The organism is Sphingobacterium endophyticum (genome assembly GCF_009733535.1).
Classification (GTDB): Bacteria; Bacteroidota; Bacteroidia; order Sphingobacteriales; family Sphingobacteriaceae; genus Sphingobacterium; species Sphingobacterium endophyticum.
This window is the reverse complement of the sequence record NZ_SMMI01000004.1, coordinates 262139-275159: the sequence shown is the minus strand read 5'-3', so window position 1 is coordinate 275159 and position 13021 is coordinate 262139. Positions and strand designations below refer to the sequence as shown.

The following is a 13021-nucleotide window of genomic DNA, read 5'->3' as shown; positions in this document are numbered from 1 at the left end:
GGTTTTAATCAGATTTTATAGCAAGTCTCTCTTTGAACTGCCTTGGGGTAATGCCTTTAATTGATTTGAAAATTTTATTGAAGTTTGAAAGACTAGAAAAACCAGAATCATAAGCAATATTGCTAATCAAATTGTCTGTTTTCATCATTTCCTGACATGCAATACTGATTCTAGTCTCATTTACAAACTGAATAAAGCTCTTCTGAGTCCTATTCTTAAAAAACCTACAAAATGCCTGTTTTGTCATGTTTGCCATTTCTGCCGCTTCGTCCAATTTAATTTCCTTGTTATAATTCTCTAAAACAAATCGGATTATATGATCCACTTGATTACCCTTGAAATCTTGCGAAGAGTATCTATTTCTATAACTTGAACTTGAAATAAATTGGTAGTTTTCTGACTTAACGATTTGATCCAAGAGCTGAAGGAAATAAATGGTCCTCTCTAAATCCTCAGCTTCATTTATGGCAAATAGGAGTTTAGTCAATTGACTCTTGTTTTTGCCCATAAATATTATTCCTCTTTCAGCTTGTTTAAAAAAAGATCTTATACCATGAACCTCTTGTAAAGGTGCAAGAAGTGATAAGCATTTTTCAACGTCAATAAATAAGGTGATGGAGGATGCTGTTTTTTCATGCTTGGGATTGGCTTCTTGCGAATACCAAACATGTGGTAAATTGGAACCTAACAAGGTAAGTTCCCCTTCTTCAAAATTTGAAATATTATCTCCAATAACTCGCTGACCTGAACCTTCCAAAATGTAGTTTATCTGGATTTCCTCATGAAAATGAAAATTCGTGGAAAATAATTGATCGCTGTAGTGTCGAAATTTGTACACTTCATTATCAAGCTGGCTTAATATCCGATCAAATTTTGGTTTCATTTATAAATTGCTGTCATGTGATAAAGAGAGCTTGAAAATAAGGATATAATCTTGTTTAAGCAAGTTTTAAGGAATGGAAAGATGGAAAAATATATGGTTTAAAGGCTCGTGCTGGAGTTGAGGTTTCCATGGAATGGAAAGATAATAAACTTATAAAAGTTAGACTAATCGCTCAGAAAAATAAAACAATTAAAATTGCATATCAAGATCAGGTTAAAACAGTGAAATTAACCGCTAATAAACCATTGGAATTACATGAATTATAAGGGATAAGCAATTGATTGCCAATTCTATGTTAAATAAGTTAATATTGGATTAATGGAAGTTAATTTACAGGGAATGTAGAGGCTGAATTACTTGTATTTTGAGGGTAATATAAACCTAATAATATTAACATGATTCAAGTAATTAAGCTAAGCAAACTAGCCTTGCTCTCGCTGGTCATATGTCTTTTGACCAGCCTAAGCCTCATGGCCCAGCAGCAGATTCAAGTAACCGGAAGAGTTACGAATAATGAAGCCGTTGCTATTCCTGACATCACTGTCAGAAACCTGCAATCCAATGCTGTCGCATCTACAAACGCAAAGGGTGAATTTAACATTCAAGCCAAAATCAATGATAAACTACAGTTTACTGGTGTTGGTTTTGAAACTCAAACATCTACTGTTAGTTCCTCAGGAATTGTTAACATTCAGTTAGCATCTAAAGACGAAGAAATTGATGAAGTGGTAGTTGTCGGTTTTGGCCAACAAAAAAAGGTAAATCTTACAGGTGCTGTTGCAACTGTTGGGGGAGATGAGTTAACAAAAAGACCAGTTACCGATGCAGGATCTATGCTCCAAGGTAAAATGCCTGGCGTTAGGGTAGTCCAAAACTCAGGACAACCTGGCGAAGAAGGCCTTTCCATTCGGGTTAGAGGACAAGGTACTTTCAGTGGCGCAGGATCTAATCCTTTGGTGCTTATTGATGGGGTAGAAGGTAGACTTTCCGATATCAACCCAAATGATATTGAAAATGTTTCCGTATTGAAGGATGCCGCCTCTGCATCTATTTATGGATCCCGAGCCGCAAATGGTGTAATAATCGTGACTACAAAATCCGGAATTGCGGGAAAAACTAAAGTAGACTATCAACTGGGATTAAATGTTCATGATGTTACCAGAATACCAGAATTTATTACAAATTCTGCAGAATATATGGAGCTTTGGAATGAAGCCAAAACAAATTCCAATATGCCAAGTGGACTTTATCCTCAAGATATTATCGATGCCTATAAAAATGCTACCGACAGAAATCAATACCCAAATACAGATTGGGTAGATGTTATGTTCAACCCAGCTTTTGTTCAAAACCACTACCTAACCTTTAATGGTGGCGAAGGCAAAACTAAATATAACGTCTCTTTAGGTTATGTCGATCAACCTGGGACAATGAAAGGGTTTGATTTTCAACGTTATAACTTCAGATCAAATATTACTTCTGATATCAATGATTTCATAACTTTCGGAACTAATCTTGCTTTTAAACATGGAGTTAAAAACAGTCCTCGGTCAGGAGGAGGAGATATTTTCCTATCAACTCTCGCTCAAGCACCAACCTATGGACCATACCTTCCTGATGGAAGTGGGAGATATAGCTATAAAGCTTACCTATTCGAAAGCAACAATAAAAATCCTGTAGCAATTGCCGAAAATGGAGTGTTTAACAGATTGAGAGATTATTCTGGAAATCTTCAAGCTTGGACAAATGTAAAATTACTTAAAGGTCTTTCTTGGTACAGCAAATTTGCTGTCAATGGCGACTTTTATAGAAATAAAGACTGGAGACCTGTTGTGCCTCTTTATAATTTTCACACCGGTGAATATATGACCAATCTCGATGTCGGAGATAAAGGGTTGACGAATAGATCTGAACAAAGAATATATACAAACCTTTATTCTTATCTATTGTATGAAACAAGTTTCGTTGAAAAACATAATTTAAAATTACAGCTAGGTTATAGCCAGGAGAATTCGAAATTTGAAAATTTAACCGGTTATAGAGAACAGTTTCTAAATAATGATCTCCAAGAGTTAAACGCTGGGAGTGCTGCGGTGCAAACTGCTGGTGGATATACGGAAGAATGGGCTATTCAATCGCTGTTCGGTAGGGTAGGATATGACTATTTAAATAGATATTTATTAGAAATGAATGTGCGTTATGATGGTACTAGTAGACTTAATCCAGATAACCGTTGGGGAGCATTTCCTTCTATTTCGGCAGGTTGGAGAATTTCTGATGAACCTTTCATAAAAGCAAATAACTGGAATTGGTTGAATGATTTCAAATTAAGAGCCTCTTATGGTATCCTTGGTAATCAAAATATTGGATTATATCCTTATCAAAGTATATTGGAGCTAACCGGAGCTTATTCCTACGATAACGCAACCTTGATTCCCGGTGTAGCTCAATTGAGTTTAGCTAACCAAAATATAAAATGGGAAACTACGAAATCCACAGATGTAGGCGTTGATTTAGCCCTGTTTAATGGATTAACAATTACTGCTGATTGGTACAGAAAGGTGACTTCTGACATCTTAAGACAATCTCAACTAACTGATTTGGTCGGTCTATCTGCTCCTTACGTCAATCGAGGTGTTATGGAAAACTCCGGAATTGAACTGAATGTAGCCTATAGAAATACGGTCAAATCAGGTGCAATGGAAGGTCTTGCATATGATTTTGGCGTAATGTTCGATAAGTTTAAAAACAAATTGGTAACCTTCGGGGCAGAAGAAATTTCTGGATATTACATGAAACGTGAAGGATTACCTTATGATAGTTTTTATATGTTGGAAATGGACGGTATTTTTCAATCTCAAACTGAAATTGACAACGCACCAAAACAATTCAATGATAAGACCTTGCCCGGTGATATTAAGTATAAAGATCAAAACAATGATAACAAGATTGATAATAGTGACCGCATAATCATTGGAAATCCATTCCCAAAATTTGAATATTCTTTCAATTTAGGAGCGAGTTGGAAAGGAATTGATATTTCTGCATTCTTCCAAGGTGTTTATAAAAGAGATGTGTATGTAAATAATTGGGGAACCATTCCTTTCGTTCAAGGCGCTGTGCCAACAGTGGATTGGAGAGATAGATGGACCGAAGCAAATCCTTCTCAAACAATGCCTAGAATTTATTGGGGATGGGACGGTGGCGAAAAAATCACTAGAAACTCATCTTATTACCTAAAAGATGCAAGTTTCTTGAGATTTAAAAACTTAGTGGTTGGTTACACATTCCCTGAATCTGTTACTAGTAAACTCAAATTAAACAAAGTAAGGGCATATTTCTCCGGCGACAACCTGTTTACAATTACCGATTATCCAGGCTTAGATCCTGAACGTGGAGGAAGTGGTAATTTCTTGAGCTATCCTCAAAATAAAATATACTCATTCGGCCTGCAATTAAGTTTATAACCCTAAAATTGAAAAAAATGAAATTTAATTATAAATATTTATTAATCCCAGCACTCGCTCTTACAATGAGTTCTTGCTCCGATTATTTAGATAAAAACCCAACAGATAAACTGTCCCCTTCTTCGTTCTGGAAAACCAAAGGTGATGTCGAATATGCTCTAACTGCTGTTTATTCTACCCTACAGGCCAGCCAATACTCTTATGGTGCTCCAAATTTTGATAATATTACCGATAATGGATATGGTCAACACAATTATGATAATAGTAGTAATATTGCCCAAGGAAATATTTCCTCTACTACTGGAGGATATATATCTTCCATTTACTCAACCTCATACCGTGGTATTGCGAGGGTGAATATCTTCTTAAAAAATCTAAGTGAATATAATGCTGCTGATATCTCCGAACAGGATAGAAAAAACTATGAAGCTGAAGCAAAATTTATCCGTGCATATTATTATTTCCAACTTTATATGTTTTATGGTTCTGTTCCACTAGTAACCGAACCTCTAGACCTGGAAACGCAATTTCAGGAAAAAACTGATGCTAAAAACATCTATGCACAAATAATCAAGGATCTGGATGAAGCTATCGCGGTTTTATCTGATGTTGCTTATGCTGATAAACAAGGACATGCCGTAAAATCCTCTGCTCAAGCTTTGAAGCTCAGAGTTATTATGAATGACGCTTTTACTTCTAAAACTGTGGCTGATGCAGCTAAATTGGCTGAGGCTGAACAAGTAGCTAATGCCTTAATATCGAAAGGTTTATATACTTTAGACGCAGACTATGTCAGCACTTTTCAAGATGCTAGTCAAAAGAATAGTAAGGAAATAATGTTCTCCATCAATTTTCTAGCACCAAATAATTCTACTGGAATGGATATGTGGTATGGGGACTGGATGGTTGTTAGTCCTTTGCAAAACCTCGTCGATTCATACGATTATACTGATGGTCTAGCCTATGGTGTATCTCCATTGACCGATAAAACTGACCCATTTAAAAATAGAGATCCTAGATTGGCAAAAACTATTTTTAAAGGATTCGTCCAATGGCCTGATGGAAAAATTCATAGACCTTCCAATGGTGGGCCAACTGGTTTTGGATTAAAGAAATTTCTAACCCCTGATTTAGTGCCTTATGGATATTCTACACGAAGCCAGCAAGATTGGGTAATGCTACGTTATGCTGATGTACTACTCTTGGCCGCTGAAATTGAAAATGAATTAAATGGACCTACCTCTAAAGCTCTTAATTATGTAAATACTGTCCGTAAAAGAGCAGGAATGCCAAACTATACAGCTGGAATTTCCAAAGATCAATTCCGAGAACGCCTGCGTAAAGAAAGAAGAATTGAACTCGCATTTGAAGGCCTCAGATTTTATGACTTAAAAAGATGGAAGATTGCTGAAGATGTCCTTAATAAAGTGACTGATGGAATTATTCCTTACTCTTTCGAAACAAAATTCTATAGATGGCCATTCCCTCAAACGGAAATCGATAAAAGTCAAGGAAAATTAGTTCAAAACCCTGATTACAGTAACTAAAATTCTCGAAAATTGATTTAACAAGAAAAGGTGCCAATCATTTAAGATTGACACCTTTTTGCTTGAAGGATGCACCGTTTTAGATCTCTCTTAAAACAATCTCTTCACCCTTCTTTAGGTTGATTACGTAGTTCTGATTTTCTTTTTTTACTGCTTTTCCGTTCAATCCAACTAATCCTTTTTCGAACCTTATATTGATTGTCCCGCCTTCACTGGCTTTAATTTTTAATGAGGTCAGTTTTTTGCTTTCTCTTTTTGCACTTATCAAAAATCCACCCTCAGTTCTTAAATTGTCAAATGATAAATTGTCCCAAGTTGATGGAAGTGCTGGAAATAATTCAACATAACCCTTTTTACTTTGAAGCATTAGCTCATGAAGTCCTTGTGCAAAAGCAAAATTTCCCTCTAAAGTGAAGGGTCTATAAGTGAATTTTGAATATTGACCTCCTTTTTGATCCCCATTTAAATGAAATGAATTAATCGAACAAAAATTATTCGCGAATTTTTGAAGATTTAATAATGCTGAATCCCCATTCTTCCCCCGTGCATGTAGACTTGCCATCCACGAAAATGAATATCCAACCCATGAATCTGTACCTAATTCATCCAAATGTTTTAAGGATTGTTGAATGGTAAGTTTATCCTCTGGATTGTTGATATCCATCGTACCTAATGGATAAATGGCCATATATGGTGACATGTGACGGTGTGAGTGCTCCATAGGATGATCAACTGCCACAAGTAATCCCGTATTGTCTTTTGACAGTTCTGGAAATTGAGATCTAATCTTTAGCCATTTCGACGATTCTTCAACCTTACCCATAGCTTTACTTACCTCTGCTGCCGCCTCAAATAAATAGTGTACTAAGGCTAAATCAAAGTTCGTCCAATCTTTAAACCATGCATTTATACTATTATCATTATATTCCGGACTCGAACTTAATGGAAGATAACGTCTACCATTCCTCATTTCTGTAATTTGTTCTAAATACGAAGCAACATCATGAATGTATGGATAGGCCTTTTCTTTCAGAAATTGAGAATCCATACTGTATCTCCATTGCCAATAAAAATGCTGGGCAGTCCAGGCGCTTACAGTGGGAGATAGCGAATATTGAATCCATCCACCCATAGGAATTCCATTCAAGGTTAACACGCCTGGTACATTTAATCCTTCTGCATTAAAATATTGCTTGGTATATGCTTTGTTTTTATCTCGAATTGACCATAACCAGTCCGTAAAGGATGCCGATTCTGCTAATCGATTCCCTGAATATCCCGGCCAATAACTCAATTGTGTATTTAAATCATTATGAAAATCACCTTTCCAAGGGGGTAATCCGCCATTATCTGCCGTCCATACTGCCTGTAGGGTAATCGCTGGAGAGCCTGCTCTCGCGGCTGATCCAAATTTGTACATCTCAAGGTAATACTGCTTCTCCAATATCGAATCTGGAATTCTTATATTCGATTGTGCCCAATAATTTTTCCACCATGACTTATGACCCTCCTCAAATTTTCCATTCTCAATGCTAGACATACTCTCATCGAGACTCGCCGTTTTGTTATCACTGATCGTCCATAATCCAATGATCCTGTCTGAAGACATTTTTTTCCAAACCAACAGCACCTCAAAAAACCTACCTTCATATGTTGGTTGATGTATGATCTGATAATTTGCCCCTTCTTTTAAAGTTCCTTGATTATAGCCAAGCCTTGATAACTTCTGTCCTTCAACTACGGATTGCTGTCCAGAATCTGAATGACCTTCCGCATAGGTATGTGGTATTAATTTAGGTAGAGCAACCTCTCCTTGAATTCCCGATATTTCAAAGTACCCAACAGGTTTAACGGCATGAATAAAATTTTTAATGGATAATCCATTTTCAAATCGAATTGTATTAGTAGCATCTTCTAAATTCAACTCATTACTGATCACTTTTCCTAATTTTGATAAATCAAAGGTCATTGCTGCAGCAGGTAATTTAGTCGGATAGGGCAATGCGTCATAGGGACGATCTCCCCATTCTTGTGCATTTTTATAAGTGTTATTTTGAACTTGTTCCACAACCCATTTGAAATCGTGCTTTTCAATATCCAATGCTTTTCTTTCATCCCATAAATCTGCTCGGTCCAAAGAATATCTCAATGTATTATCTTTCTTCCAAATTAGAGCCCCAATTTGGCCATTACCCAATGGAATAGCTTCATCCCAGAGGTCTGCAAGTTTGTCGAATTTTAAATTATGATTGGGTCCAGGTTGACCCTGCACTAGGATAGCAAGGCTAATGAAATATAAAAATATGGCTGCAGATTTTAAATACATAGTCGTAGGTTAAACTAATTAAAATTAAGCGAATTATCTCATATGGTATGAAACACCATTAGCATATACTTACACTATATTGACCTTCTTAAAACAAAAATCGGCTATCAAATTGTTTGATAGCCGATCTTCATATTTTTTATGGGATTAATAAATCCATTTAAAATTGTATTCTTTCTCGGGAATTTTCATTCTGTCTGCAAGTCGTAATAATCGATCCGGTAATCGCATTAAGTAATCTCTTGCCTTTTCCCCTTGCTCATTCAATCCAGTAACTTGGTCTATTTTCCAGTCCGCAAGTAGCTCCTTAAGAATATCTACATAATCTACTGCCGTATATACTCCTAACCTTTGGGCAGCATCTGAAAAATGAGCAAATGCTCCTCCTTGTGGCTCTCCAGATTCTCTTAAAAAATGTGCCGGCATAACAATTTTCTTCTTCATCATATCCTCAAATGCCAACATAACTTCACTTGGATCTACTTTCATCGCTTGTGAAATAAAGGACATATAGGCCTTTGCATGTCGTGCCTCGTCCGAAGCTATAACCCCACACATCTTCGCCAATAACTTATCTCCACTCTTTTTAGAAAGTGCTGCAACTCGTCTATGAGAAACATTTGTCGCTAATTCCTGAAATGAGGTGTAGATAAAGTTCCTATAGGGGTCAGCGCCTGTGCCAATATCAAATCCATCTTTAATCAAGTATTGAACAGAAATCTCAAACTGTCTCATGTCAATTCGACCAGATAAATATAGATACTTGTTCAATAGGTCTCCATGTCTATTTTCTTCAGCTGTCCATGCACGTACCCACTTCATCCATCCGCCTTGCTCATTCTTGTCTACATCATCAACCATCGTTAACCAAGACTCATAGGTCGGCAAGGCCTCCTCTGTTACTGTATCTCCAATTAATACCGCAACTAAGTCATACGGCAATTCTTTTGCACTTTCCTGTAAATCACGAACTTCTTCGAAAAATGTCGCCCGAGAGGAATCCGGTAAGAAATCAGCAGGTTGCCACATATCCTCAACTGGTTTTAAATACTCAGACATTTCATTTAACATGAAGGGTTCCAAGTAGGTCATAACCTCTTTCCTTGAGCCTTCTGGGATATTTAAAGGTAGTTCTTGCATAGTGTTAACAAAGGTAGTCAATATCGACTTAATATAAATTTAATATTTTTTTATTTCATCGGCCTTCCCGATTATTACTTTTAAATAACTTGATTAATGCCGATAATGTTTTATTATATATTAACTTTGTAGGAATTTAAAATTAGTTAGAATTGGATACACTAGACATCAAAACGATTAGAGAAGATTTCCCAATTTTGAAACGTGAGGTAAACGGAAAACCTTTAGTCTATTTAGATAATGGGGCAACAACGCAGAAACCTAAAGCTGTAATTGACGCAATCATAAACTATTATACGGATATGAATAGTAATGTGCACCGTGGTGTTCATTACCTTAGTCAAATCTCCACCGATGCCTTCGAAATTACTCGTAGAAAAGTTCAAGAATTCATAAACGCTAAACATGATTATGAAATCATCATAACAAAAGGTACTACTGACAGTATCAATTTGGTCGCATCTTGTTATGGACAGGAATTTATTTCAAATGGCGATGAAATAATCATTTCTGCTATGGAACATCACTCGAATATTGTTCCTTGGCAAATGATTTGCGAAGCTAAAGGGGCCATCCTAAAGGTGATTCCAATGACCGAACATGGGGAACTGGATATGGAAACTTATAAATCATTCTTAAATCCAAAAACTAAAATAGTTGCTGTTAATTATGTTTCAAACGCTTTAGGAACTATTAATCCAGTCAAAGAAATTATTGATTTAGCACACGCACAGAATATCCCAGTTTTAATCGATGCCGCACAAGCTGTACAACATATTAAAATTGATGTTCAAGCCTTGGATGTCGATTTTCTGGTGTTCTCAGGACATAAAATGTACGGACCTACAGGAGTCGGGGTCCTTTATGGTAAAGAATATTGGCTCAATAAAATGCCTCCTTACCAAGGTGGTGGTGATATGATCAAGGACGTTACTTTTGAAAAAACAACCTACAACGAACTACCTTTCAAATTTGAAGCTGGAACCCCTAATATTGAAGCCGGTATCGCATTAAATGCTGCAATTGATTATATCAATAGGTTAGGCCTTGATAATATCAAAAAATACGAAGATGATTTACTTCAATATGCTACCGAAAAACTCCAAGAAATAAAGGGCCTCCGAATTATTGGTACTGCTAAAGAAAAATCATCCGTCATATCCTTCGTCGTCGAGGGTACCCACCCTTATGATATTGGGGTACTATTAGATAAAATGGGAATCGCAGTAAGAACAGGTCATCATTGTGCACAACCCGTAATGGAACAATTCCATATTCCCGGAACTGTAAGAGCTAGCTTGGCAGTTTACAATACAAAAGAAGAAATTGATGCTTTGGTAGCTGGTGTAAATCGTGCCGTAGCAATGTTAGTATAATATAAAATCATGACTATTAACGAAATACAGGATGAATTAATTGATGACTTTTCTTTCTATCAAGATTGGATGGAAAAATATGAATTGATCATTCAAATGGGGAAAGAATTACCCTTAATTGATGAAGCAAATAAACAGGACCAATTTATAATCAAAGGCTGTCAATCCAAAGTTTGGTTGTTTCCTGAATTAAAAGATGGAAAACTTTTCTTTACAGCAGATTCTGATGCTGTAATTACTAAAGGATTAGTGAGCTTAATGGTGAAAGTACTTTCTGGACATAGCCCAAAAGAAATTGCTGATGCAGATTTATATTTTATCGATCAAATTGGATTAAAAGAACACCTTTCTCCAACCAGAGCTAATGGATTACTTTCCATGGTAAAACAAATGAAATTATATGGCTTAGCACTTGCCGCAAAAGTTTAATCCTTAATTATAAGATTTTTATAAGTCACTGTTTGAACTTTATACCAAAGTGAATCAGTGACTTTTTTCCTTATGATCATTTTTTGAAGGTAACCTTAATTTTTGAACCTGGAATTCTTCATAACATTTTTTGATATAGACCCTAATATCAATTTCTGTCATTTTACGAAAATCTCCAATGGTCGGTCTGTATGTATTTTGAAAAACTAAGGCTTCGTCGCCTTTTAGACCTGTCAGCTCTTCTATTAATTCCAACTTAAAACCCATATCAATGTACTGTAGGGTTATTTCGTCAGCCTCCATTGAAGGTTCTGTCGAAACTTTCTCTTTGCGCTTAAATAACATTCTTGATAGCGAAAGTAAATCAATTGTTATCAGACTAGACGTGCTTCCGCTTGACTTTAGACTAGGCTGATTGGATATTCTTGAACGATCTAAAACAATCTCTCGATATTTAGGTAGTTTGGGAATTCCTAGATCTGATTTAAACTTAAACGTATCTCTCTTAACTTTTGTCCTTGTAACAGTTACTTCTTCTATGGGAATCGATGATTCAACCATTTCAACAAAAATAGCTGTAAGACCCTCTAAACTATCCGTTGCAAGGACAACTCGCCGATAGGAGGGGAATGTAAAAATAAGGCTATCTGATTTCAGAATCGAAATAACAAATTCTGCTTGACCGTTAGAATAAGTTATTCTATTCCCGCTTTGTATCTTGACATTGATAAGCGGTTTAAACGAATATTTATCCCTGATTTTTCCTGTAACAACCTGACCATGCAGTTGATACATAAATAAAATCATAATAATGGATAGGAAATATTTCATTTAGGTATTTTGTACCTAAATATAAATCCTAAAAATTTGACTTTCTTTTAATTAACTATTTTTAACTTGTGTGATTTTAGGTTGAGACCTTTAAGAATTTAGATTCAATTCGTTTTCCGAAAAATATTTCTGCTTTACTATTGAAGTCAATCGGATTGTCTGTCGTAAAAAATTGTAAAGTTTGATTCTTGGAACAGTGCTCTTCAACTTCAGGATGTCGATTTAAATAATCAACTAAGCTTTTTGCAACAAGTTCACCCTGAGATATTATATTAATCCCTTTTGGTACATATTTTTTAATTAATGGTAACAGCAGTGGGTAATGTGTACAGGCTAGTAAAATCGTGTCCATATCTGCAGATTGACCTAGTAACTGTTCAAGATCTTGCTGTACAAAGAAATGTGCTCCTTCGCTATTTAGTTCATTATTCTCTACTAAGGGCACCCAAAAAGGACAGGCGTGTTGAAATACATCAATCTCTGGATGAAACTTATTGATCTCAATAACATAAGAATTTGAATTAACAGTTCCTTGGGTCGCTAATATCCCAACCTTGTTCGTCTTAGTAAACTGATCAACAACCTCTGATGTTGGACGAATAACTCCTAAAACTTTTTTCCCTGCCGGAAGATCATGCTGTTGAATCGTTCTCAATGCTTTTGCTGAAGCCGTATTGCATGCTAAAATGACCAAATTACAGCCTAAATCGAATAATTTAAAAACACATTCTTTCGTATATTCATAAACCGTCTCAAATGATCTAGTTCCATATGGAACCCGAGCATTATCCCCCAAATAGATATAATCATATCTTGGAAGATACTTGTGAATTTCTTTGAAAACCGTTAATCCACCATATCCCGAATCAAAAATGCCTATCGGTCCTGTGCTCTCTATTTCTGACATGAATTTGCCCCTTTTAATTTATTATACAAAGGTTGGAGATTCTGACCTTAATTGCAAACAGAAATAAATCTTGTATTTAATTTTTTAATGATGTTATTACTGAATTATTAACATT

At 35.9% G+C, this 13021-nt stretch carries 9 protein-coding genes and 1 pseudogene; 5 read left to right on the top strand and 5 right to left on the bottom strand.

Features of this window, described 5'->3' with window-relative positions; translation table 11 throughout:
• Positions 1-4: 4 nt before the first annotated feature.
• Positions 5-883 (bottom strand): AraC family transcriptional regulator, encoded by an 879-nt coding sequence (locus tag E0Y80_RS06995; RefSeq protein WP_156306946.1) that lies wholly within the window; start codon positions 881-883, stop codon positions 5-7.
• An 80-nt stretch (positions 884-963) separates the two neighbouring features.
• On the opposite strand from E0Y80_RS06995, the pseudogene E0Y80_RS20980 reads away from it, so the two are divergent.
• From E0Y80_RS20980 to E0Y80_RS06985, 3 genes and pseudogenes are all read left to right on the top strand, one after another.
• Positions 964-1149, top strand: a pseudogene (locus E0Y80_RS20980) (glycoside hydrolase family 95-like protein); the annotation flags it as partial.
• A gap of 129 nt (positions 1150-1278) precedes the next feature.
• Entirely contained in the window at positions 1279-4350 is a 3072-nt protein-coding gene (locus E0Y80_RS06990; RefSeq protein ID WP_156306945.1) for a SusC/RagA family TonB-linked outer membrane protein, read from the top strand.
• Between the two features lie 17 nt (positions 4351-4367).
• On the top strand, positions 4368-5897 hold the full coding sequence (locus tag E0Y80_RS06985) for a RagB/SusD family nutrient uptake outer membrane protein (protein WP_156306944.1): 1530 nt from the start codon (positions 4368-4370) through the stop codon (positions 5895-5897).
• Positions 5898-5976: 79 nt separating this feature from the next.
• Here E0Y80_RS06985 and E0Y80_RS06980 read toward each other — a convergent pair whose 3' ends face one another.
• Both E0Y80_RS06980 and E0Y80_RS06975 read right to left on the bottom strand, forming a co-directional pair.
• A complete protein-coding gene (locus tag E0Y80_RS06980; RefSeq protein WP_156306943.1) occupies positions 5977-8223 on the bottom strand; it encodes a glycosyl hydrolase family 95 catalytic domain-containing protein in 2247 nt (748 codons plus the stop codon).
• Between the two features lie 147 nt (positions 8224-8370).
• Positions 8371-9363: an acyl-ACP desaturase gene (locus E0Y80_RS06975; RefSeq protein ID WP_156306942.1), complete on the bottom strand. Its 993-nt coding sequence runs from the start codon at positions 9361-9363 to the stop codon at positions 8371-8373.
• A 152-nt stretch (positions 9364-9515) separates the two neighbouring features.
• Here E0Y80_RS06975 and E0Y80_RS06970 point away from each other — a divergent pair, with 152 nt between their 5' ends.
• Positions 9516-10739 carry an aminotransferase class V-fold PLP-dependent enzyme gene (locus tag E0Y80_RS06970; protein WP_156306941.1) on the top strand — a complete coding sequence of 408 codons (1224 nt, stop codon included), beginning with the start codon at positions 9516-9518 and terminating at the stop codon, positions 10737-10739.
• A 9-nt stretch (positions 10740-10748) separates the two neighbouring features.
• Positions 10749-11168: a SufE family protein gene (locus E0Y80_RS06965; protein WP_156306940.1), complete on the top strand. Its 420-nt coding sequence runs from the start codon at positions 10749-10751 to the stop codon at positions 11166-11168.
• A gap of 54 nt (positions 11169-11222) precedes the next feature.
• On the opposite strand, the gene E0Y80_RS06960 is transcribed toward E0Y80_RS06965, so the two are convergent.
• Positions 11223-11999, bottom strand: coding sequence for a peptidase associated/transthyretin-like domain-containing protein (locus E0Y80_RS06960; RefSeq protein ID WP_156306939.1), 777 nt, complete (start codon positions 11997-11999; stop codon positions 11223-11225).
• Positions 12000-12075: 76 nt separating this feature from the next.
• Entirely contained in the window at positions 12076-12906 is an 831-nt protein-coding gene (murI, locus tag E0Y80_RS06955; RefSeq protein WP_156306938.1) for a glutamate racemase, read from the bottom strand.
• Positions 12907-13021 lie beyond the last annotated feature (115 nt).